The sequence below is a fragment of the Streptomyces yerevanensis genome, from assembly GCF_000716805.1.
Classification (GTDB): domain Bacteria; phylum Actinomycetota; class Actinomycetes; order Streptomycetales; family Streptomycetaceae; genus Streptomyces; species Streptomyces flaveus.
The window spans coordinates 416,567-438,502 of sequence record NZ_JNWJ01000001.1 but is presented as its reverse complement, the minus strand read 5'-3'; the positions used below and the strand labels follow the sequence as shown (position 1 = coordinate 438,502).

Sequence of the window (21,936 nt, the reverse complement as noted above, 5' to 3'; positions counted from 1 at the left end):
TTGTGATCGCCCTCTCTCTCGCCGAGATCGCCTCAGTCGTCGGCGGGCAGACGTACGACATACCGGATCCGTCGGTCCAGATCACCGGACCGGTCGTCAGGGACTCCCGTGAGGTGGAGCCAGGCAGCCTGTTCGTCGCCTTCGTGGGTGAGCGCGTGGACGGTCACGACTTCGCCGCGCAGGTCGTTGAGCAGGGCGCTGCCGCCGTTCTGGCGTCCCGGCCCGTCGGCGTGCCCGCGATCGTCGTGGACGACGTCCAGACGGCCCTGGGAGCCCTCGCCCGCCATGTCGTCCAGCGGCTCGGCGCGACCCTCGTGGCCCTCACCGGCTCCGCGGGCAAGACCAGCACCAAGGACCTGATCGCGCAGGTACTTCAGCGCAAGGCTCCGACCGTGTTCACGCCGGGCTCGCTCAACAACGAGATCGGGCTGCCGCTCACCGCGCTCAGCGCCACCGGGGAGACGAAGTTCCTCGTCCTGGAGATGGGCGCCCGCGGTATCGGCCACATCCGCTACCTCGCGGAGCTGACCCCGCCGAAGATCGGCCTCGTCCTGAACGTCGGCACCGCCCACATCGGCGAGTTCGGCGGGCGGGAGCAGATCGCCCAGGCCAAGGGGGAGCTGGTGGAGGGCCTTCCGGAGGACGGCGCCGCGATTCTCAACGCCGACGATCCCCTCGTACGCGCCATGGCATCCCGTACGAAGGCACGCGTGCTCCTCTTCGGGGAGTCCGGCGAAGCGGACGTACGGGCCGAGAACGTGCGGCTCACTGAGAGCGGACAGCCCGCGTTCAGGCTTCACACACCCTCCGGTGCAAGTGATGTGACCATGCGCCTGTACGGTGAGCACCACGTGTCGAACGCGCTCGCCGCGGCCGCCGTCGCCCATGAGCTGGGCATGTCCGCAGACGAGATCGCCGTCGCGCTCTCCGAGGCGGGCTCCCTCTCCCGCTGGCGGATGGAGGTCACCGAGCGCCCGGACGGCGTGACGGTCGTCAACGACGCCTACAACGCGAACCCCGAATCCATGCGGGCGGCTCTGCGCGCGCTGGCTGCCATGGGCGGAGCCTCACGGGCAAGGGGGGGCCGGACCTGGGCGGTGCTCGGCAAGATGGCCGAGCTCGGGGACGAGGCGCTCGCCGAGCACGACGCGGTCGGACGGCTCGCCGTCCGGCTCAACGTCAGCAAGCTCGTCGCGGTCGGGGGCAGGGAAGCGTCCTGGCTCCAACTGGGCGCATATAACGAGGGTTCGTGGGGTGAGGAGTCGGTGCACGTGTCCGACGCACAGGCGGCTGTCGACCTGTTGCGCAATGAGCTGCGCCCGGGGGACGTCGTGCTCGTGAAGGCGTCCAGATCGGTCGGGCTCGAACGGGTGGCACTGGCGCTGCTCGACGGCGGTGCCGAGGGTGAGGTTTCCGCCCGATGATGAACCAGATCCTGTTCGCGGGCGCCATCGGTCTCTTCCTGACCCTGATCGGCACCCCGCTGCTGATCAAGCTCCTGGCCCGCAAGGGCTACGGCCAGTACATCCGCGACGACGGCCCGCGCGAGCACCACGCCAAGCGCGGTACGCCGACCATGGGCGGTATCGCCTTCATCCTGGCCACGATCCTGGCGTACTTCCTCAGCAAGGTGATCAGCGGCGAGCCGCCGAGGCTCTCCGGAGTGCTGGTGCTCGGTCTGATGGCGGGCATGGGCCTGGTCGGCTTCCTCGACGACTACATCAAGATCGTCAAGCGCCGTTCGCTCGGTCTGCGGGCCAAGGCGAAGATGACCGGTCAGCTGATCGTCGGTGTCACCTTCGCGGTGCTCTCGCTGCAGTTCGCGGACGCCCAGGGCCAGACGCCGGCCTCCACCAAGATCTCCTTCGTCCAGGACTTCGGCTGGACCATCGGCCCGGTGCTGTTCGTCGTCTGGGCGCTCTTCATGATCCTCGCGATGTCGAACGGCGTGAACCTGACGGACGGCCTGGACGGCCTCGCCACCGGCGCGTCCGTGATGGTCTTCGGGGCGTACACCTTCATCGGCGTCTGGCAGTTCCAGGAGTCCTGCGCCAACGCGCAGACCCTCACCAACCCGGCCGCCTGCTTCGAAGTACGCGATCCGCTCGACCTCGCGGTAGTCGCCTCCGCACTGATGGGCGCCTGCTTCGGCTTCCTGTGGTGGAACACCTCGCCCGCCAAGATCTTCATGGGCGACACCGGCTCTCTGGCGCTCGGCGGCGCGCTCGCCGGACTCGCCATCTGCTCCCGCACCGAGCTGCTGCTCGCGCTGCTCGGCGGTCTCTTCGTCCTGATCACCATGTCGGTCGTCATCCAGGTCGGCTCCTTCCGGCTGACCGGGAAGCGCGTCTTCCGTATGGCCCCGCTCCAGCACCACTTCGAACTCAAGGGGTGGTCCGAAGTCCTTGTGGTGGTCCGCTTCTGGATCATCCAGGGCATGTGCGTGATCGTGGGTCTGGGTCTCTTCTACGCAGGGTGGGCAGCCGACAAGTGACCACTTGGCAGGGCCGGAACATCACCGTCGCCGGCCTCGGCGTGAGCGGCATCAGTGCCGCCCGCGCCCTGGCCGGCCTCGGCGCGTCCGTCACGGTCGTCGACGGGGGCTCCTCCCCGGCACTCCGGGAGCGGGCCGACTCCCTTGAGGCAGAAGGTATTTCGGTACGTCTCGCGGACGCCGAGACCCTTCCCGAGGGCACCGACCTCGTGGTCACCTCGCCGGGCTGGAAGCCCACCTCGCCGCTCTTCGCCGCAGCCGCGAAGGCGGGCGTGGACGTCGTCGGTGACGTGGAGATCGCCTGGCGGCTGCGCGGCCCCGACGCGGCGCCCTGGCTCGCCGTAACGGGCACCAACGGCAAGACGACCACCACGCAGATGCTCGCGTCGATCCTGAGCGCCGCGGGCCTGCGTACGGCCGCCGTGGGCAACATCGGCACGCCGATCATCGATGTCGTGCTGGGCGCGGAGCCGTACAGCACTCTTGACGTACTCGCCGTCGAACTCTCCAGCTACCAGCTGCACTGGGCGCCCTCCCTGCGCGCCCACTCCGCCGCCGTCCTCAACCTCGCGCCCGACCACCTCGACTGGCACGGCTCCATGGAGGCGTACGCCGCCGACAAGGGTCGTATCTACGAGGGCAATCGGGTCGCCTGCGTCTACAACGTCGCGGACAAGGCCACCGAGGACCTGGTGCGCGCGGCGGACGTCGAGGAGGGCTGCCGGGCGGTCGGCTTCACGCTGGGTACGCCCGGGCCGTCCCAACTCGGCGTCGTGGAGGGCCTCCTGGTCGACCGCGCCTTCGTCGAGGACCGGCACAAGCAGGCCCAGGAGCTCGCGGAGGTCGGCGACGTCCAGCCGCCCGCCCCGCACAACATCGCCAACGCCCTTGCGGCGGCGGCTCTCGCGCGCGCCTACGGAGTGCCCGCCGCGGCCGTACGCGACGGTCTGCGGGCGTTCCGTCCGGACGCGCACCGCATCCAGCACATCGCCGATGTCGGCGATGTCGCGTACATCGACGACTCCAAGGCCACCAACACGCATGCCGCAGAAGCCTCTTTGGCGGCGTACGAGTCGATCGTGTGGATCGCGGGCGGGCTCGCCAAGGGCGCGACCTTCGACGAGCTGGTCGCCAAGTCGGCAAAGCGACTTCGGGGCGTCGTCCTGTTCGGCGCCGACCGGGACCTGATCCGGCAGGCGCTGGCGCGACACGCGCCCGAAGTGCCGGTCGTCGACCTCGACCGGACCGACACTGGGGCGATGCTCGAGGCCGTCCAGGAGGCGACGCGGCTCGCCCGTGCGGGAGACACGGTGCTCATGGCTCCCGCCTGTGCCTCCATGGACATGTTCACCAACTACAACCAGCGCGGTGACATGTTCGCGGAGGCCGTCCGCGAACTCGGCGCCGCGAGCGCCTGACTCGGCCGTTGCCGCGCCGGGAGGCGCCCCGGTACCTCTGGGAGGGACGCGTGACGCCATCGTGGCCGGTGCATCGTGGGCGGCTGGGCGGTACCGATGGCCGGTAACCGCACCGGCCGGCCCTCCGCCCCGCGCGCCACCGGGCGCCCCGCCGTCTCCCGCCCGCCGGGAGACAACCCCGTGCGCCGCTTCTACACGCGTGCGCGCCGTGCCTGGGACCGGCCGCTGACCGCGTACTACCTGATCCTCGGCAGCAGCATGCTGATCACCGTGCTGGGGATCGTGATGGTGTACTCGGCCTCCCAGATCAAGGCGCTGCAACTGTCGCTGCCGGGAACGTACTTCTTCCGGAAGCAGTTCCTGGCGGCCGTGCTGGGCACCGTACTGCTGCTGATCGCCTCACGGATGCCGTCCAAGCTGCACCGCGCGCTGGCGTATCCGATGCTCCTGGGCTCGGTCTTCCTGATGGTCCTGGTGCAGATCCCGGGGATAGGGGTGGCGGTGAACGGCAACCAGAACTGGATCTCCATCGGCGGCCCGTTCCAGCTCCAGCCCAGCGAGTTCGGCAAGCTCGCGCTCGTGCTGTGGGGTGCCGATCTGCTCGCCCGCAAACAGGACAAGCGGCTGCTGACCCAGTGGAAGCACATGCTGGTGCCGCTCGTGCCGGCGGCCTTCATGCTGCTCGGACTGATCATGCTCGGCGGCGACATGGGCACGGCGATCATCCTCACCGCGATCCTGTTCGGGCTGCTCTGGCTGGCCGGTGCCCCGACGCGGCTCTTCGCGGGTGTACTGGCCATCGCCGGGACGATCGGCCTGATGCTGATCACGAGCAGCCCGAACCGCATGGCACGACTCTCCTGCATCGGCGCCACCGAACCCCAGTCGGGACCCGTCGACTGCTGGCAGGCCGTGCACGGAATCTACGCTCTCGCCTCCGGCGGAATTTTCGGTTCCGGCCTCGGTGCGAGTGTGGAGAAATGGGGCCAACTCCCCGAAGCGCACACCGACTTCATCTTCGCCATCACCGGGGAGGAACTGGGCCTGGCGGGGACGCTGTCGGTACTCGCCCTCTTCGCGGCTCTAGGCTATGCGGGTATCCGCGTGGCCGGACGCACGGAGGACCCCTTCGTGAGGTACGCCGCGGGTGGCGTGACCACCTGGATCACGGCCCAGGCCGTGATCAACATCGGTGCGGTGCTCGGCCTGCTGCCGATCGCCGGAGTCCCGCTCCCGCTGTTCTCCTACGGGGGTTCCGCTTTGCTGCCGACCATGTTCGCCATCGGGCTCCTGATCGCCTTCGCGCGGGAGGATCCCGCTGCGCGGGCGGCGCTTGCGATGCGACAACCACGCTTTGGTAGAAAGCGGGCTGGAGGTTCCGGAAACAGTCGGAGACCTCGGAGCTGGAACACGATGCGACGGCGCGCCTCGGCGCGTTCGTCCGGAGAGCGGTGAATTTCGGTGCATGTCGTACTCGCCGGTGGGGGGACCGCCGGCCACATCGAGCCCGCGCTCGCCCTCGCGGACGCCCTGCGCAGGCAGGACCCGACCGTGGGCATCACGGCCCTGGGCACGGAGCGCGGACTCGAGACCCGGCTCGTACCCGAACGGGGCTATGATCTCGCGCTGATCCCCGCCGTCCCGCTGCCCCGCAAGCCCACCCCCGAGCTGATCACCGTCCCCGGGCGACTGCGCGGCACGATCAAGGCGGCCGAGCAGATCATGGAGCGCACCAAAGCGGACGCGGTCGTCGGCTTCGGCGGCTATGTCGCCCTGCCCGGCTACCTCGCGGCCAAGCGTCTGGGCGTCCCGATCATCGTCCACGAGGCCAACGCCCGGCCCGGCCTGGCCAACAAGATCGGTTCGCGGTACGCGGCCCAGGTCGCCGTCTCGACTCCGGACAGCAAGCTCCGCGGTGCCCGCTACATCGGCATCCCGCTGCGCCGCACCATCGCCACCCTCGACCGTGCCGCCGTACGCCCCGAGGCCCGCGCCGCCTTCGGGCTCGACCCGAATCTGCCGACGCTGCTGGTCTCCGGCGGCTCGCAGGGCGCCCGCCGCCTCAACGAGGTGGTCCAGCAGGTCGCCCCGTACCTCCAGCAGGCCGGCATCCAGGTCCTGCACGCGGTCGGCCCCAAGAACGAACTGCCGCAGGTCCAGCAGATGCCGGGGATGCCTCCGTACATCCCGGTACCGTACGTGGACCGGATGGATCTCGCGTACGCCGCGGCCGACATGATGCTCTGCCGGGCGGGTGCGATGACCGTCGCCGAACTCTCCGCCGTCGGACTGCCCGCCGCGTACGTCCCGCTGCCGATCGGCAACGGCGAACAGCGGCTGAACGCCCAGCCGGTGGTCAAGGCCGGCGGCGGGCTGCTGGTCGACGACGCGGAGCTGACGCCGCAGTGGATCCAGACCAACGTCCTGCCCGTGCTCGCGGATCCGCACCGGCTGTTCGAGATGTCCCGTGCCGCCGCGGAGTTCGGCCGCCGGGACGCCGACGAGCTGCTCGTCGGGATGGTGTACGAGGCGATCGCGTCACGCCGTTAGCGCGTGGCAGAAGGCAGGGGAGCGTGGCCGGACCGACGACCGCAGAGCGAGGCGAACGCCAGCGCCCTCAGTCCGGCCCGCCCTGGCCGCCCCGTCTCGACAGGCTGCCCCGGCCTCGTACGCTCGTCGTGCTGCTCGTCTGCGTCGTACTGCTCGCCGTGGGCGGCGTCTGGGTGCTCTACGGCTCGGGGTGGCTGCGGGTGGAGCGCGTATCGGCTTCGGGGATGCGGGTCCTGTCGGACGAGCAGGTGCTCGCGGCGGCGGACATTCCAGTCGGATCGCCGTTGATTTCCATCGACACCGATGCGATTGAAGCAGATCTGCGTAATAAATTGTCCCGAATTGACTCGGTTGATGTCACTCGTTCTTGGCCTAACGAAATCGGGCTAAAAGTGAACGAACGCACTCCGGTTCTGATGGTGAAAAAAGGTGGAAAGTTCGTCGAAGTGGACGCCAAGGGAGTGCGATTTGCCACGGTTTCGCGCGCTCCCGAAGGCGTACCCGAACTGAAATTGACTGCGCCTAAGTCGCCTTCCGGAACCTCGCAGTCCGCGAGCCTGCGACGCTTCGGAACGGGCCGGCTCGTGCGCGAGGCGGTGCGCGTCGCGGGTGTCCTTCCAGCCGCCGTCGCGCGCGACACCCGTACTGTCAAGGTCCGCTCATACGACGCCATCTCACTGGAGTTGAGCGGAAACCGGACCGTCGCGTGGGGTAGTGCCGAGGAGGGTCGAGCGAAGGCGAGAACGCTGACCGCTCTCCTGAAAGCCGCCCCCGAGGCACGGCACTTCGACGTCAGCGTTCCCACCGCCCCTGCGTCATCGGGGAGTTGACGCACATACGCGCAGGCCAGCACCCTGGTTGGGCAGCGCTACGCCTGATCACATAGGGTGAAAAGAAAAACGGGAGGTTCGGCGTGTTCGTTGAACGTGCGCCACTTGTCGACTTAGTGTCCTGTTCGGAAGAGTCCAGGGAACAGACACACTGGTAACCCTAAACTTCAACGTTAGGGTTCGGGTCGGCGAAACGGACCGTCCCATTCGGCATCAGTCGTCGGATCGCGGGCCACCGCGAGGCGACGACACGTAACTCGAGGCGAGAGGCCTTCGACGTGGCAGCACCGCAGAACTACCTCGCAGTCATCAAAGTCATCGGTGTCGGCGGCGGTGGTGTCAATGCCATCAACCGGATGATCGAGGTCGGTCTCAAGGGCGTCGAGTTCATCGCCATCAACACCGACGCGCAAGCCCTGTTGATGAGCGACGCCGACGTCAAGCTCGACGTCGGCCGTGAACTCACCCGCGGACTCGGCGCCGGAGCCAACCCGGCCGTCGGCCGCAAGGCCGCCGAGGATCACCGCGAGGAGATCGAGGAGGTCCTCAAGGGGGCCGACATGGTCTTCGTGACGGCCGGTGAAGGCGGCGGCACCGGCACCGGCGGCGCGCCCGTCGTGGCCAACATCGCCCGTTCCCTCGGCGCCCTCACCATCGGCGTGGTCACGCGCCCGTTCACTTTCGAGGGCCGGCGCCGCGCCAACCAGGCCGAGGACGGCATCGCCGAACTCCGCGAAGAGGTCGACACCCTCATCGTCATCCCGAACGACCGGCTGCTGTCCATCTCGGACCGCCAGGTCAGCGTGCTCGACGCCTTCAAGTCCGCCGACCAGGTACTGCTCTCCGGTGTCCAGGGCATCACCGACCTCATCACCACCCCTGGCCTCATCAACCTCGACTTCGCCGACGTCAAGTCCGTGATGTCCGAGGCGGGTTCGGCGCTCATGGGCATCGGCTCGGCCCGCGGCGACGACCGCGCGGTGGCCGCCGCCGAGATGGCGATCTCCTCGCCGCTCCTGGAAGCCTCCATCGACGGCGCCCGTGGCGTACTGCTCTCCATCTCCGGCGGCTCCGACCTCGGCCTGTTCGAGATCAACGAGGCCGCCCAGCTGGTGAGCGAGGCTGCACACCCCGAGGCCAACATCATCTTCGGCGCGGTCATCGACGACGCGCTGGGCGACGAGGTCCGGGTCACGGTCATCGCGGCCGGCTTCGACGGCGGACAGCCCCCGTCCAAGCGGGACAACGTCCTCGGCTCCTCCGCCAAGCGCGAGGAGTCCGCGCCGGTACGGCCCTCCGAGAGCCGCCCGTCCTTCGGTTCGCTCGGCAGCGTCACGCCGCGTGAGGACACCCCGGAGCCCGCCCCCGAGCCCATGAACGAACTGCCGGTCTCCCCGCCGGTCCCGCCGTCGCGGACCTACTCCGACAGCGCGGCCGAAGAGCTGGACGTGCCGGACTTCCTCAAGTGATAGGACACCGCTCCGAAACGAGCACAGCGGGCGGCGCCCACTTCGCCTTCACCGACCGGTGGGGCGGGGTGAGCGCCGTTCCGTACGAGGAGCTCAACCTCGGTGGAGCGGTCGGTGACGACCCCGACGCCGTACGCACCAATCGTGAACTGGCCGCCAAGTCCCTCGGTCTCGACCCGGCCCGGGTCGTCTGGATGAACCAGGTGCACGGGCCGGACGTGGCAGTGATCGACGAACCCTGGGGAGACCGTCCCGTGCCGGAGGTCGACGCCGTCGTCACCACCCGCCGCAGTCTTGCCCTCGCCGTCCTCACCGCCGACTGCACGCCGGTCCTGCTGGCCGACCCGGTCGCCGGGATCGTGGCCGCCGCTCATGCGGGGCGGCCCGGCATGGTCGCCGGAGTCGTGCCCGCAGCCGTCGCGGCGATGGTCGAACTCGGCGCGGAGCCGGGCCGGATCGTCGCACGCACCGGCCCCGCCGTCTGTGGCCGTTGCTACGAAGTGCCGGACGAGATGCGCGCCCAGGTCGCCGCCGTCGAGCCGGCGGCGTACGCCGAGACCAGTTGGGGCACTCCGGCAGTCGATGTGGCCGCCGGAGTGCACGCGCAACTGGAGCGGCTCGGGGTGTGCGATCGGGCGCAGTCGCCGGTGTGCACGCTCGAATCGGGCGACCACTTCTCGTACCGCCGCGATCGCATCACCGGTCGGCTCGCGGGCTATGTGTGGCTGGACTGATGGGACATGACGGACCGTAAGGCGCAAATCGCCAGAAATCTCACGCAAGTTGAAGAGCGCATCACGGCGGCCTGTGTGGCCGCGGGCCGCAAGCGCGAAGAGGTGACCCTGATCGTGGTCACCAAGACCTACCCCGCGAGCGATGTGCGGACCCTGTCGGAACTCGGCGTGCGTCACGTCGCCGAGAACCGGGACCAGGATGCGGCACCCAAGGCCGCAGAGTGTTCGGATCTGCCCCTCACCTGGCACTTCGTCGGTCAGTTGCAGACCAACAAGGTGCGTTCCGTGGTCGGTTATGCGGGAATTGTGCAGTCGGTCGACCGGGCCAGGCTCGTCACGGCTCTGTCGAAGGAAGCCGTACGTACCGGACGCGAGGTGGGCTGTCTCATCCAGGTCGCGCTCGACGCGGACGAGAGCGGCCGGGGGGCGCGCGGGGGCGTAGGGCCGGACGGAATCGAGGAGTTGGGCGAGCTTGTCGCGAAGGCTCCGGGGTTGCGACTTGACGGACTGATGACCGTCGCTCCGCTCACCGGACCGTACGCGGGGCGTGAACAGGCGGCGTTCAAGCGGCTGATGGATTTGTCGACTGACCTGCGCCGGACTCATCCGGCTGCGAACATGGTCTCGGCAGGGATGAGTTCGGACCTCGAACAGGCCGTGGCGGCCGGAGCGACACATGTACGCGTCGGCACCGCGGTACTCGGAGTCCGTCCCGGGCTCGGGTAACGTCGCCAAGAAGTCGGACCACAGCAGAAAATATGGTCATTACCGCCGAAAGCGGGCATAACGACCTAGTGGATCGCGGGCACTTGGCAATAGTCAGCCGATCCACCACAGAGCGGAGGACTCAGAGCAATGGCCGGCGCGATGCGCAAGATGGCGGTCTACCTCGGCCTCGTGGAGGACGATGGGTACGACGGCAGGGGCTTCGACCCCGACGACGACTTCGAGCCCGAGCTTGATCCGGAGCCCGATCGGGACCGCCGGCGGCACGAGCCGCCGCATCAGTCGCACCAGCCGCATCAGTCCCAACGGGACGAATCGGTACGGGTGGTGCAGCCCCCGGTGCAGCGTGATCCCGTGTCACATTCCGCTTCGCTATCGGCGGAATCGGGACGTCCGGCACGAATCGCCCCCGTGGCATCCATCACACAAGAACGTCAAAGCCTGGAGAAGAACGCACCGGTGATCATGCCCAAGGTCGTGTCGGAACGAGAGCCGTACCGGATCACCACACTGCACCCCCGGACCTACAACGAGGCCCGTACCATCGGGGAACACTTCCGCGAAGGCACCCCGGTGATCATGAACTTGACCGAGATGGATGACACCGATGCCAAGCGACTTGTCGACTTTGCCGCCGGTTTGGTGTTTGGTCTTCATGGGAGCATCGAGCGGGTGACGCAGAAGGTGTTCCTGTTGTCGCCTGCTAACGTCGATGTCACGGCGGAGGACAAGGCCCGCATCGCAGAGGGCGGGTTCTTCAACCAGAGCTGAGACGCAGGACCGGACAGAGTCGGAAACAGGGGAGAGGGAAACGCGGATCATGAGCGTGGTCTTGGATGTTGTCTACATCGCGCTGATGTGTTTCCTCATCGTGCTGATCTTCCGGCTCGTCATGGACTACGTCTTCCAGTTCGCCCGCTCATGGCAACCCGGCAAGGCGATGGTGGTCGTTCTGGAGGCCACCTACACTGTCACGGATCCACCGCTCAAGCTTCTGCGGCGGTTCATCCCGCCGCTGCGTCTCGGGGGCGTGGCGCTCGACCTGTCCTTCTTCGTACTGATGATCATCGTCTACATCCTGATCTCCGTTGTGAGCCGGCTGTGAACGATACGGTCTTGCCGAACGCCGACGATGCCGACGACTACGTTGAGGTGAAGAGATGCCGTTGACCCCCGAGGACGTGCGGAACAAGCAGTTCACGACCGTCCGCCTCCGAGAAGGCTATGACGAGGACGAGGTCGATGCCTTCCTCGACGAGGTCGAAGCCGAACTGACCCGCCTGCTCCGCGAGAACGAGGACCTGCGCGCCAAGCTGGCCGCCGCCACGCGTGCCGCCGCGCAGAACCAGCAGCAGGGCATGCGCAAGCCGCCTGAACAGCAGGACCAGCAGCAGCAAGGGCCGCCGCAGGGTATGCGCGGTGGTCCGGGTGCTCCTGTGCCCGCCGGCATATCGGGCCCGCCGCAGCAGCAGATGTGGGTCAGGGCCAGATGGGTCAGGGCCAGATGGGTCAGGGCCAGATGGGTCAGGGCCAGATGGGTCAGGGCCAGATGGGTCAGGGCCAGATGGGCCAGGGTCCCGGCCCGATGCAGGGGCAGCTGCCGCAGCAGATGGGCGGCCCGATGGGCGGTCCCCCGCAGCAGATGGGCGGCCCGATGGGCGGCCCCCCGCAGCAGATGGGCGGCCCCGGTCAGGGCGGTCCCGGTGGCGACAGCGCCGCCCGCGTGCTGTCGCTGGCTCAGCAGACCGCCGACCAGGCGATCGCCGAGGCGCGTTCCGAGGCCAACAAGATCGTCGGTGAGGCCCGCAGCCGTGCCGAGGGTCTGGAGCGTGACGCTCGTGCCAAGGCGGACGCCCTGGAGCGGGACGCGCAGGAGAAGCACCGCGTCGCGATGGGCTCTCTGGAGTCCGCTCGCGCCACGCTGGAGCGCAAGGTCGAGGACCTGCGCGGCTTCGAGCGCGAGTACCGTACGCGGCTGAAGTCCTACCTCGAGTCCCAGCTGCGTCAGCTGGAGACCCAGGCGGACGACTCGTTGGCTCCGCCGCGTCAGCCCGCGGCCGCCTCGCTGCCGTCGTCGTCGCCGTCCATGGCGCCGGCCGGTGCGAGCGCGCCGTCGTACGGCGGCAACCAGTCGATGGGTGGCCCGGCCCCCGCTGCTCCGTCCTACGGCGGCCAGCAGCAGATGTCGCCGGCCATGACCCAGCCGATGGCGCCGGTCCGGCCGCAGGGCCCGTCGCCGATGGGACAGGCTCCCTCGCCGATGCGTGGGTTCCTGATCGACGAGGACGACAACTGACGGCCTCTAATACGCCTTAGGCGTCGGCAGCGTTCAGGGCGAGGCCCCCGGATTTCCGGGGGCCTCGCCCTTTTGTCTCGCGCTTTTGTGCTGACCTGGCGAGCGTCTGTACGTGGGTACGCAACGCCGAAGGCCCGGGCCCACCGAGGAAGTTCGGTGGGCCCGGGCCTTCGTGCGTGCTTACGCCTTGCGGAGGCGGAACGTCAGCGACAGCGACTCGTCCGTGAACGGGGCGCCGTATGTGTCGTCCGCTTCGCCGGACGCGCTGTGTTCATTCAAGAAGTCCGTGGCGAGGACTTCGTCCGCGATGAGGCCGGAGTGCTCCGTGAGGGCCGCGGTGACCTTCGGGTCCGTGGAGGTCCAGCGCAGGGCGATGCGGTCGGCCACGTCGAGGCCGCTGTTCTTGCGGGCCTCCTGGATCAGGCGGATCGCGTCACGGGCCAGGCCCGCCTGGCGCAGCTCCTCGGTGATCTCCAGGTCGAGGGCGACTGTCGCACCGGAGTCCGAGGCGACGGACCACCCCTCGCGCGGGGTCTCCGTGATGATGACCTCGTCCGGGGCCAGCGTCACCGTCTCGCCGTCGACCTCGACCGACGCCGTGCCCTCGCGCAGGGCCAGGGACAGAGCGGCCGCGTCCGCGTTGGCGACGGCCTTGGCCACGTCCTGGACGCGCTTGCCGAACCTCTTGCCCAGCGCACGGAAGTTGGCCTTGGCGGTCGTGTCGACCAGCGAGCCGCCCACCTCGCTCAGAGACGCCAGCGAGGAGACGTTCAGCTCCTCCGTGATCTGCGCGTGCAGTTCGGGGTTGAGCGCCTCGAACCCGCTCGCCGCGACCAGCGCGCGCGACAGCGGCTGTCGCGTCTTCACACCCGACTCCGCGCGCGTGGCACGGCCCAGCTCCACGAGACGGCGCACGAGCACCATCTGCTTCGACAGCTCAGGGTCGATGGCGGACAGGTCCGCCTCCGGCCAGGACGACAGGTGTACGGACTCGGGGGCGTCGGGCGCCACCGGCACCACCAGGTCCTGCCAGACCCGCTCGGTGATGAACGGGGTCAGCGGGGCCATCAGACGCGTGACCGTCTCGAGGACCTCGTGCAGGGTGCGCAGCGCCGCCTTGTCGCCCTGCCAGAAGCGGCGACGGGAGCGGCGTACGTACCAGTTGGACAGGTCATCGACGAACGCCGACAGGAGCTTTCCGGCGCGCTGGGTGTCGTACGCCTCCAGGGACTGGGTCACCTGGTCGGTGAGCGCGTGGAGTTCGGAAAGGAGCCAGCGGTCCAGGACCGGGCGGTCGGCCGGGGCCGGGTCCGCCTCACTGGGCGTCCAGTTCGAGGTGCGGGCGTACAGGGCCTGGAAGGCGACTGTGTTCCAGTACGTCAGGAGCGTCTTGCGGACGACCTCCTGGATGGTGTTGTGGCCGACGCGGCGGGCCGCCCAGGGGGAGCCGCCGGCCGCCATGAACCAGCGGACCGCGTCCGCGCCGTGCTGGTCCATCAGCGGGATCGGCGGGAGCAGATTGCCCAGGTGCTTGGACATCTTGCGGCCGTCCTCGGCGAGGATATGGCCCAGACAGACGACGTTCTCGTACGAGGACTTGTCGAAGACCAGCGTGCCTACGGCCATCAGCGTGTAGAACCAGCCACGCGTCTGGTCGATGGCCTCGCAGATGAACTGCGCCGGGTAGCGCTGCTCGAAGAGCTCCTTGTTCTTGTACGGGTAGCCCCACTGCGCGAACGGCATCGAACCCGAGTCGTACCAGGCGTCGATGACCTCCGGTACGCGCGTGGCCGTCTGTCCGCAGTTGTCCTGGGGGCAGGCGAAGGTGACCTCGTCGATGAACGGGCGGTGCGGGTCGAGGTTCGACTGGTCCGTGCCGGTCAGCTCGGTCAGCTCGGTCCGGGAGCCCACGCAGGTGAGGTGGTCGGCCTCGCAGCGCCAGATGGGCAGCGGGGTGCCCCAGTAGCGGTTGCGGGACAGGGCCCAGTCGATGTTGTTGTTCAGCCAGTCGCCGTAGCGGCCGTGCTTGACCGTCTCCGGGAACCAGTTGGTCTTCTCGTTCTCCTGAAGGAGGCGGTCCTTGACGGCCGTGGTGCGGATGTACCAGGACGGCTGCGCGTAGTAGAGGAGCGCGGTGTGGCAGCGCCAGCAGTGCGGGTAGCTGTGCTCGTACGGGATGTGCTTGAAGAGCAGACCGCGGTTCTGGAGGTCCTCGGTGAGTTTTTCGTCGGCCTTCTTGAAGAAGGCGCCGCCCACGAGCGGAACGTCCTCCTCGAAGGTGCCGTCGGGACGGACGGGGTTGACCACCGGCAGGCCGTACGCGCGGCAGACCCTGAGGTCGTCCTCACCGAAGGCGGGGGACTGGTGGACCAGACCCGTACCGTCCTCGGTTGTGACGTACTCGGCGTTCACCACGTAGTGGGTCGGCACGTCCGCCGGGAACTCCACGAGCTCGAACGGACGTTGATACGACCAGCGCTCCATCTCGGCGCCCGTGAAGGACTGTCCGGTCGTCTCCCAGCCCTCGCCGAGGGCCTTCTCGACGAGCGGCTCGGCGACGACGAGCTTCTCTGTGCCTTCTGGGCCCTTCGTCGCGACCACGTACGTCACCTCGGCGTGCGCGGCGACGGCCGTGTTGGAGACCAGGGTCCAGGGCGTCGTCGTCCAGACCAGGAGCGCGGCCTCGCCCGCGAGCGGACCGGAGGTGAGCGGGAAACGGACGTACACCGAGGGATCGACGACCGTCTCGTAGCCCTGCGCCAGTTCGTGGTCCGACAGGCCCGTGCCGCAGCGCGGGCACCAGGGGGCGACGCGGTGGTTCTGGACCAGCAGGCCCTTGTTGAAGATCTCCTTGAGCGACCACCAGACCGACTCGATGTACTCCGGGTCCATCGTGCGGTACGGGTCGCTGAGGTCGGTCCAGTACCCCATGCGGGTCGTGAGCTCTTCGAAGGCGTCGGTGTGGCGGGTCACGGACTCGCGGCACCTGGCGTTGAACGCGGCGATGCCGTACGCCTCGATGTCCTGCTTGCCGCTGAAGCCGAGCTCCTTCTCCACCGCGATCTCCACCGGCAGGCCGTGGCAGTCCCAGCCGGCCTTGCGGGCCACGTGGTAGCCGCGCATGGTGCGGAAGCGCGGGAAGACGTCCTTGAAGACGCGGGCCTCGATGTGGTGGGTGCCCGGCATGCCGTTGGCGGTGGGCGGGCCCTCGAAGAACACCCACTCAGGGCGGCCCTCGGACTGCTCCAGGCTCTTGGCGAAGATCTTCTGCTCACGCCAGAAGTCGAGCACGGCGTGCTCGAGGGCGGGCAGGTCGACCTGGGCGGGCACCTGGCGGTACTGCGTCGGTTTCATCGGCGAGCTTCCTCCGGCGGACTTTCTGCCTTCCGTCGGAGGGACGAGAGTCGTGTTGCCACCTACGCCGTGTGCGGCGCGCTCCCGCGGTACCACCCTCCTTGGCCCTCCGGGGCGCTGTGCTCCGGTGAGCCCCCTCATTGGGGTCGCGATGCCGGGTCTACCGGCCGCGGCTGGTCGCTGCGGCTTTCTTCCGGCGGCTCCGGGGTGATCTTCACGTCGCGCTCGCCCCCGGGCTCGCACCGTCCCCGGGTCGCTCATGGCTGCGTACGCCGCTACTCGTCCCCATCCACGCTTTTCGCTCCGCCCAGTGTACGGCGCCGGACAGACAGCGGCCGACCGGTTTTCCGGGACTCGTGGGCAGGGGTTCACGGGGCGTGGGGGCGGCGCACGGACTGACCCGAATGGCCAGGGGTCGGGGTTCGCGTCCCGGTACGGCCGACTCGGCGGATTACCTGGCGGGGAGCTGGGCACAACGCTTGCAGGCTCGCCACGTGGCACCTGAGAGGCGGGTGAATCGGGCAGCGTGCCCCGTTGCCGCGGGTCAGAAGTCGATTTATCGTCCCAGCACGATTCGCGAACAAGATCACAATATGTGAAGGGGCCGCGGCCATGGTGGCGAAGAAGACGGCCGTACCGCAGTCGGCGTCCGGCAGAACCACGGGGGCGGCAGGCGGTGCCGGAGCGGCGGCCAAGGATGTGAGCGGCACGAAGAGCACGCGGGGTGCCGTGAAGACGGCGAAGCCGGTGAAGACCGTACGGGGTGGTTCCGGTACTGGAGTTCGTGCCGACGCCCGCGCCGGTGGTGCTGTTGGGGGCGGGAAGCCGGAGGGTACGAAAACAGCTGCTTCGAAGACCGCGAGTACGAAATCGGCCGCTACGAAGAGGGCCGGTGAGAAAACGGCCGCCAAGAAGGAGACGGCTTCGAAGGCGGCCACCAAGAAGAGAGTCACCAAGAAGAGGGCCGGCAAGAAGGAGGTCGCCGAGAAGGGCGCCGTCAATGAGGGCGGCGTCATGAAGAGCGCGGAGAGTGCCGTCACTGCGGGTGCTCCCGCGAAGAGGCCCTCCAAGAGTGCGGTCAGGAAGAGCACGCGTACGGCCAGGAAAGCGGTCGCCTCCGCGACCGAGGGTGCGGCCGAGGCCGCGAAGACGACGGGAGCCACGACGGTGGTTGCGAAGAAGACTCCTGGTACGGCCACGGCGGCGGGCAAGGCCACCGCGGTTCCCAAGGCACGGCTCTCCGCGGCGGAACCCGGCGAGCTCGCCGTACGCCCCGGTGAGGACCCCTGGACCCCGGAAGAGGTCGCGGAGGCACGTGCGGAGCTGCTCGCGGAGGTGGTGCGACTGCGCGCCGAGATCACGAACTCCGAGGAGTCCCTGGCGGGCCTGATGCGCGACTCCGGGGACGGCGCCGGAGACGATCAGGCGGACACCGGCACCAAGAACATCACGCGCGAGCACGAGATGGCGCTCGCGGCCAACGCCCGGGAGATGCTGGAGCAGACCGAGCGCGCCCTCGAGCGCCTGGACGCGGGCACATACGGCCTCTGCGAGAGCTGCGGCAATCCCATCGGGAAGGCCCGTATGCAGGCCTTCCCGCGCGCCACCCTGTGCGTCGAGTGCAAGCAGAAGACGGAGCGCCGTCACTGAGCGGCACGGTGCGGCCAAGGGGCACATGGGAGCGGGGAACCGTGCCGTACCCTCTCCTCAGTCAGGCACCTAGGTTGAGGGACACACGTGGCAGAGGCGGAGCGCATCATCGGTACGCCGGATATCCCGGGGGCGGCTGGGGCCGAGCCGGAGCACACCGACAAGAGCGCGGCGTCGGACGAGCGGTCCGACTCCTCAGGGGCGCGAGAGCCGGCCGAGCCGTCCGGCTCCGACTCCGGTTCCGAGGAGAAGGCGGCGCAGGCCGAGCGGCCCAGGGGCAAGCGCCGGATCGCCGTGCTGTTCTCGGTCGCCGCCCTGGCGTATGCCCTGGATCTGGTCAGCAAGATCATCGTGGTCGCGAAGCTGGAGCACCATGAGCCGATCGAGATCATCGGGGACTGGCTGAGGTTCGAGGCGATCCGCAACGCGGGCGCGGCCTTCGGCTTCGGGGAGGCCTTCACCGTGATCTTCACGGTGATCGCGACGGCCGTGATCGTGGTGATCGCCCGCCTCGCGCGCAAGCTCTACAGCCTGCCCTGGGCGATCGCGCTCGGCATGCTGCTCGGCGGCGCGCTCGGCAACCTCACCGACCGCATCTTCCGCTCGCCGGGCGTTTTCGAGGGCGCGGTCGTCGACTTCATCGCCCCCAAGGGCTTCGCGGTCTTCAACCTCGCCGACTCGGCGATCGTCTGCGGCGGCATCCTGATCGTGCTGCTGTCGTTCCGAGGCCTCGACCCGGACGGGACCGTCCACAAGGACTGAAAGTCCGTCGGACCCTGGCGCTCTTCGGCTCGCGTCAGGGGATGTCGGACCCGTCCGGCATACTCGACGGGTGAGCACAAGTCCCGAGATCCGTACCCTGCCCGTGCCCGACGGCCTGGAGGGCGAGCGCGTCGACGCCGCCATATCACGCATGTTCGGCTTCTCCCGTACGAAGGCGGCGGAACTGGCCGCAGCAGGCAAGGTGCTGGTCGACGGCACGGCGGTCGGCAAGTCCGAGCGGGTGCAGGGCGGTGCGTGGCTGGAGGTCGAGATGCCACAGGCGCCCGCGCCCGTGCAGATCGTCGCCGAGCCCGTCGAAGGCATGGAGATCGTGCACGACGACGAGGACGTGGTGGTGATCGTCAAGCCCGTCGGGGTCGCCGCGCACCCCAGCCCCGGTTGGTCGGGCCCCACGGTGATCGGCGGGCTCGCGGCTGCCGGGTACCGCATCTCGACCTCGGGAGCCGCCGAGCGCCAGGGCATCGTGCACCGCCTGGACGTGGGCACCTCGGGCCTGATGGTGGTGGCCAAGTCGGAGTACGCGTACACGTCGCTGAAGCGCCAGTTCAAGGAGCGCACGGTCGACAAGCGCTACCACGCGCTGGTCCAGGGCCATCCGGACCCGACCAGCGGCACCATCGACGCGCCCATCGGCCGCCATCCGACCCACGACTACAAGTGGGCGGTCACGGCCGAGGGCAAGCCCTCCGTGACGCATTACGACCTGGTCGAGGCGTTCCGCGCGGCCTCCTTGCTCGACATCAAGCTGGAGACCGGGCGCACGCATCAGATCCGCGTCCACATGGCGGCCCACCGGCATCCGTGCGTGGGTGACCTGACGTACGGCGCGGACCCGACGCTCGCCAAGCGGCTCGGGCTGACCCGGCAGTGGCTGCACGCCGTGCGGCTCGGCTTCGAGCACCCAGGGGACGGGCAGTGGGCGGAGTTCGCCTGCGACTACCCCGCGGACCTGCAGCAGGCGCTGGACCAGGTGCGGGAGGAGACCTACGCATGAGCGCGTCGTACGCGGTGAGGGTGGCCGAGGACCCCGCCGACCGCGAGGCCTGCTTCGCGGTGCGCAAGGAGGTCTTCGTCAGCGAGCAGCAGGTCCCCGAGGACCTGGAGTACGACGCGTACGACGCCGATGCTGTGCATGTCCTCGCCGTCCGCGAGGACGGGGTGCCGATCGGCGCGGGGCGCCTGCTGTACGGCGAGGCGGCGGCCGCCAAGACCGGCGGTGACCGGGCCGTCGGGTCCCTGGGGCGGCTCGCCGTCCTGAAGTCCGCGCGCGGACTCGGTGTCGGTATCGCGCTCGTCCGGGGCATCGAGGACGCGGCACGCGCGCGTGGGCTGACGGCGGTCGATCTGCACGCACAGACGCATGCGCTGGGGTTCTACGAGCGGCTGGGGTATGTGGCGTACGGCCCGGAATATCTCGAAGCGGGGATTCCTCATCAGGCGATGAGGCGCTCTCTTTAGCTGCTGTCTTGGCTTTGGTTGTCCAGGTTGTCCAGGTTGTCCAGGTCAATGGTGGGGCGGAACGTAGCCACTGAGCGCTCCGCGGGGTGCCTCCGGCGGTGGGGCGGCTGCGGGTCCGTTCTGGCTGGTCGCGCCGTTCCCCGCGCCCCTGGGTGGGTGGGGGGTGGCGGGGCCGTGGGCCGGTGCGTCAGCCCGTCGCAGGCCGGGCATACGGCCCTGGTCTGGTACAGGGTGCGGGTTCTCCGAGACCGAAGCTAAGCGACGGGCATACGACGCACCGGCCCACGACCCCTCCCGCCGGAGGGAGGGTGCGGGCGCGTCGGGGTGTTTTCCGGCGGCGGGCGAGTGCGGGTGCGTGGTGGTTCCGGGAGCGTGTGTCTTGGCTAAGGGGCGCGGTCCGTTCGTGGTGGGGCATGGATGCGGCCTCGGTTTGTGCGTGGTATCGAACCGTCCGGCGGGGAGCCCGGGGGCAGGATCGCGTCGGCTGTGTTGACGCGGGGGAGCCCGTAGGGGTGGTGTTCGGTGAGCCAGCGGAGGAGGTGTTCGCGGACTGTGACGCGGACCGTCCACAGGTCGTCGGGGTCCTTGGCGGTCACCAGGGCGCGTAGCTCCATGGTGGTGGGCGTCGAGTCGGTGACGGTCAGGTCGTAGTGGCGGCCGTCCCAGGCCGGGCACTCGCGCAGGATGTCGCGGAGCCGCTCGCGCATCGCCTCCAGGGGCGTGCTGTGGTCCACGTGCAGGAAGACCGTGCCGGTCATCTGGATGCCGCCGCGGGACCAGTTCTCGAAGGGCTTGGACGTGAAGTACGAGACCGGCATGGTGATCCGGCGCTCGTCCCAGGTGCGTACGGTCAGGAATGTCAGTGTGATCTCGTCGACCGTGCCCCACTCGCCGTCCACGACCACCACGTCGCCGAGCCGCACCATGTCGCCGAAGGCGATCTGCATCCCCGCGAAGAGATTGCCGAGCGTGGACTGTGCGGCCACACCGGCGACGATGCCGAGGATGCCGGCCGAGGCGAGCAGCGAGGCCCCGGCCGCCCGCATCGCGGGGAAGGTGAACAGCATCGCGGCGATCGCGACCACACCGACGATCGCCGTGACCACGCGCATGATCAGCGACACCTGCGTGCGCACGCGGCGGACCCGGGCCGGGTCGCGGTGGGTGGACGCGTAACGGGCGTACGACGTCTCGACGATCGCCGCCGCGATACGTACCACCAACCAGGCGGCGGATCCGATGAGCACCAGCGTCAGGGCTCGGCCTATCGCGGAGGAGTAGGACGGGAAGATTCGCGCCTGGTCGTACGAGCCTCTCAGGAAGGCCGTGAGCAGTACGACCTGGAAGGGGATGCGGGCGCGGCGCAGCAGGCCCCACAGTGGGGTCTCGCTGTGCCGGTCGTCGATGCGTCGCATCGTCCGGTCCACGGCCCAGCCGATCACCAGGGTGAGGACGACGGAGCCGCCGACGACGATCAGCGGGCGCAGTACGTTCTCCATGCCCTCGACGGTAACCGGCTCCGGCCCGTCATGAACATGTAGCCCCGGCCCGGGCTTCCGTCCGGCGCCGCTGTCAGTGCCGGCTGGCACGATGGCCTCATGGACATTGTGCTCTTTCACTCGACCTACGGGCTGCGGCCCGCGGTGCGTGACGCGGCGGACCGGCTGCGCGCGGCGGGCCACGAGGTGTGGACGCCCGACCTTTTCGAGGGGCGGACCTTCGAGACCGTCGAGGAGGGCATGGCCTTCAAGGACGAGATAGGCAAGGACGAGCTGCTCAAGCGCGCGGTCCTGGCCGCCGCGCCCTACTCGGAGCGAGGTCTCGTCTACGCCGGGTTCTCCTTCGGCGCCGCGACCGCCCAGACGCTGGCGCTGGGCGATGAGAAGGCGCGAGGGCTCCTGCTGCTGCACGGCACCTCGGACATCGCCGAGAACGCGTCGGTGGACGAGCTGCCGGTCCAGCTGCACGTGGCCGAGCCGGACGCTTTCGAGCCCGACGACTGGCTGACCGCCTGGTATCTCCGGATGGGCAGGGCGGGCGCCGACGTGGAGGTCCACAGATACGCGGGGGCCGGTCACCTCTACACGGATCCCGGCCTGCCGGACTACGACAAGGAGGCGGCCGAGGCCACCTGGCGGGTGGCGCTCGGCTTCCTCGAGAGCCTCTGAGGGACA

The 21,936-nt window shown here is 69.0% G+C and carries 18 protein-coding genes and 1 pseudogene; 17 read left to right on the top strand and 2 right to left on the bottom strand.

Annotation, left to right across the window (positions count from 1 at the left end; genetic code table 11):
- The first annotated feature begins 2 nt into the window (after nt 1-2).
- From OP79_RS01945 to OP79_RS49590, 12 genes and pseudogenes are all read left to right on the top strand, one after another.
- A complete protein-coding gene (locus tag OP79_RS01945) occupies nt 3-1,424 on the top strand; it encodes a UDP-N-acetylmuramoyl-tripeptide--D-alanyl-D-alanine ligase (RefSeq protein WP_033318077.1) in 1,422 nt (473 codons plus the stop codon).
- Nucleotides 1,424-2,494 (top strand): phospho-N-acetylmuramoyl-pentapeptide-transferase, encoded by a 1,071-nt coding sequence (gene mraY, locus OP79_RS01940; RefSeq protein ID WP_033318150.1) that lies wholly within the window; start codon nt 1,424-1,426, stop codon nt 2,492-2,494. Before OP79_RS01945 ends, mraY begins: the two co-directional genes overlap by 1 nt.
- Nucleotides 2,491-3,912 (top strand): UDP-N-acetylmuramoyl-L-alanine--D-glutamate ligase, encoded by a 1,422-nt coding sequence (murD, locus tag OP79_RS01935; RefSeq protein WP_051744315.1) that lies wholly within the window; start codon nt 2,491-2,493, stop codon nt 3,910-3,912. The genes mraY and murD overlap by 4 nt, the downstream gene beginning before the upstream one ends.
- A 96-nt stretch (nt 3,913-4,008) precedes the next feature.
- The gene (ftsW, locus tag OP79_RS01930; RefSeq protein WP_033318149.1) at nt 4,009-5,367 is read left to right on the top strand and encodes a putative lipid II flippase FtsW; all 1,359 of its coding nucleotides are present in this window, start codon (nt 4,009-4,011) and stop codon (nt 5,365-5,367) included.
- Between the two features lie 6 nt (nt 5,368-5,373).
- Nucleotides 5,374-6,462: an undecaprenyldiphospho-muramoylpentapeptide beta-N-acetylglucosaminyltransferase gene (gene murG / locus OP79_RS01925; RefSeq protein ID WP_033318075.1), complete on the top strand. Its 1,089-nt coding sequence runs from the start codon at nt 5,374-5,376 to the stop codon at nt 6,460-6,462.
- Nucleotides 6,463-6,485: 23 nt separating this feature from the next.
- Nucleotides 6,486-7,292 (top strand): cell division protein FtsQ/DivIB, encoded by an 807-nt coding sequence (locus OP79_RS51260; RefSeq protein ID WP_078491554.1) that lies wholly within the window; start codon nt 6,486-6,488, stop codon nt 7,290-7,292.
- Nucleotides 7,293-7,570: 278 nt separating this feature from the next.
- Nucleotides 7,571-8,761 (top strand): cell division protein FtsZ, encoded by a 1,191-nt coding sequence (gene ftsZ, locus OP79_RS01920; protein ID WP_033318074.1) that lies wholly within the window; start codon nt 7,571-7,573, stop codon nt 8,759-8,761.
- A complete protein-coding gene (gene pgeF, locus OP79_RS01915) occupies nt 8,758-9,495 on the top strand; it encodes a peptidoglycan editing factor PgeF (RefSeq protein ID WP_033318073.1) in 738 nt (245 codons plus the stop codon). Before ftsZ ends, pgeF begins: the two co-directional genes overlap by 4 nt.
- A 6-nt stretch (nt 9,496-9,501) precedes the next feature.
- Nucleotides 9,502-10,221: a YggS family pyridoxal phosphate-dependent enzyme gene (locus tag OP79_RS01910; RefSeq protein ID WP_033318072.1), complete on the top strand. Its 720-nt coding sequence runs from the start codon at nt 9,502-9,504 to the stop codon at nt 10,219-10,221.
- 129 nt (nt 10,222-10,350) lie between these two features.
- Nucleotides 10,351-10,992, top strand: coding sequence for a cell division protein SepF (locus tag OP79_RS01905; protein WP_033318071.1), 642 nt, complete (start codon nt 10,351-10,353; stop codon nt 10,990-10,992).
- A gap of 49 nt (nt 10,993-11,041) precedes the next feature.
- A complete protein-coding gene (locus tag OP79_RS01900; protein ID WP_033318070.1) occupies nt 11,042-11,326 on the top strand; it encodes a YggT family protein in 285 nt (94 codons plus the stop codon).
- A gap of 55 nt (nt 11,327-11,381) precedes the next feature.
- A pseudogene (locus OP79_RS49590) lies at nt 11,382-12,517 on the top strand (DivIVA domain-containing protein).
- 180 nt (nt 12,518-12,697) lie between these two features.
- On the opposite strand, the gene ileS reads toward OP79_RS49590, so the two are convergent.
- Nucleotides 12,698-15,871: an isoleucine--tRNA ligase gene (gene ileS, locus OP79_RS01890; protein ID WP_033318069.1), complete on the bottom strand. Its 3,174-nt coding sequence runs from the start codon at nt 15,869-15,871 to the stop codon at nt 12,698-12,700.
- Nucleotides 15,872-16,483: 612 nt separating this feature from the next.
- Here ileS and OP79_RS01885 point away from each other — a divergent pair.
- From OP79_RS01885 to OP79_RS01870, 4 genes are all read left to right on the top strand, one after another.
- Nucleotides 16,484-17,521: a TraR/DksA family transcriptional regulator gene (locus OP79_RS01885; protein WP_033318068.1), complete on the top strand. Its 1,038-nt coding sequence runs from the start codon at nt 16,484-16,486 to the stop codon at nt 17,519-17,521.
- Between the two features lie 87 nt (nt 17,522-17,608).
- On the top strand, nt 17,609-18,283 hold the full coding sequence (gene lspA, locus OP79_RS01880) for a signal peptidase II (protein WP_033318067.1): 675 nt from the start codon (nt 17,609-17,611) through the stop codon (nt 18,281-18,283).
- 70 nt (nt 18,284-18,353) lie between these two features.
- Nucleotides 18,354-19,298: an RluA family pseudouridine synthase gene (locus OP79_RS01875; protein ID WP_033318066.1), complete on the top strand. Its 945-nt coding sequence runs from the start codon at nt 18,354-18,356 to the stop codon at nt 19,296-19,298.
- Nucleotides 19,295-19,762: a GNAT family N-acetyltransferase gene (locus OP79_RS01870; RefSeq protein WP_033318065.1), complete on the top strand. Its 468-nt coding sequence runs from the start codon at nt 19,295-19,297 to the stop codon at nt 19,760-19,762. Before OP79_RS01875 ends, OP79_RS01870 begins: the two co-directional genes overlap by 4 nt.
- 383 nt (nt 19,763-20,145) lie before the next feature.
- On the opposite strand, the gene OP79_RS01865 is transcribed toward OP79_RS01870, so the two are convergent.
- Nucleotides 20,146-21,261, bottom strand: a complete 1,116-nt coding sequence (locus OP79_RS01865; protein ID WP_033318064.1) for a mechanosensitive ion channel family protein — start codon at nt 21,259-21,261, stop codon at nt 20,146-20,148.
- Between the two features lie 99 nt (nt 21,262-21,360).
- Between OP79_RS01865 and OP79_RS01860 the strand changes: the two genes are divergently transcribed.
- Nucleotides 21,361-21,930, top strand: coding sequence for a dienelactone hydrolase family protein (locus OP79_RS01860; RefSeq protein WP_033318063.1), 570 nt, complete (start codon nt 21,361-21,363; stop codon nt 21,928-21,930).
- The last annotated feature ends 6 nt before the right edge of the window (nt 21,931-21,936 follow it).

Excerpts from the sequence above, each read along its gene's own strand:
- OP79_RS01860 (WP_033318063.1), top strand. The coding sequence starts at position 21,361 with ATGGACATTGTGCTCTTTCACTCGACCTACGGGCTGCGGCCCGCGGTG.
- OP79_RS01870 (WP_033318065.1), top strand. The coding sequence starts at position 19,295 with ATGAGCGCGTCGTACGCGGTGAGGGTGGCCGAGGACCCCGCCGACCGC.
- OP79_RS01910 (WP_033318072.1), top strand. The coding sequence starts at position 9,502 with ATGACGGACCGTAAGGCGCAAATCGCCAGAAATCTCACGCAAGTTGAA.
- ileS (WP_033318069.1), bottom strand. The coding sequence starts at position 15,871 with ATGAAACCGACGCAGTACCGCCAGGTGCCCGCCCAGGTCGACCTGCCC.
- OP79_RS01865 (WP_033318064.1), bottom strand. The coding sequence starts at position 21,261 with ATGGAGAACGTACTGCGCCCGCTGATCGTCGTCGGCGGCTCCGTCGTC.
- OP79_RS01900 (WP_033318070.1), top strand. The coding sequence starts at position 11,042 with ATGAGCGTGGTCTTGGATGTTGTCTACATCGCGCTGATGTGTTTCCTC.
- mraY (WP_033318150.1), top strand. The coding sequence starts at position 1,424 with ATGAACCAGATCCTGTTCGCGGGCGCCATCGGTCTCTTCCTGACCCTG.
- OP79_RS01885 (WP_033318068.1), top strand. The coding sequence starts at position 16,484 with ATGGTGGCGAAGAAGACGGCCGTACCGCAGTCGGCGTCCGGCAGAACC.
- ftsW (WP_033318149.1), top strand. The coding sequence starts at position 4,009 with ATGGCCGGTAACCGCACCGGCCGGCCCTCCGCCCCGCGCGCCACCGGG.
- OP79_RS01905 (WP_033318071.1), top strand. The coding sequence starts at position 10,351 with ATGGCCGGCGCGATGCGCAAGATGGCGGTCTACCTCGGCCTCGTGGAG.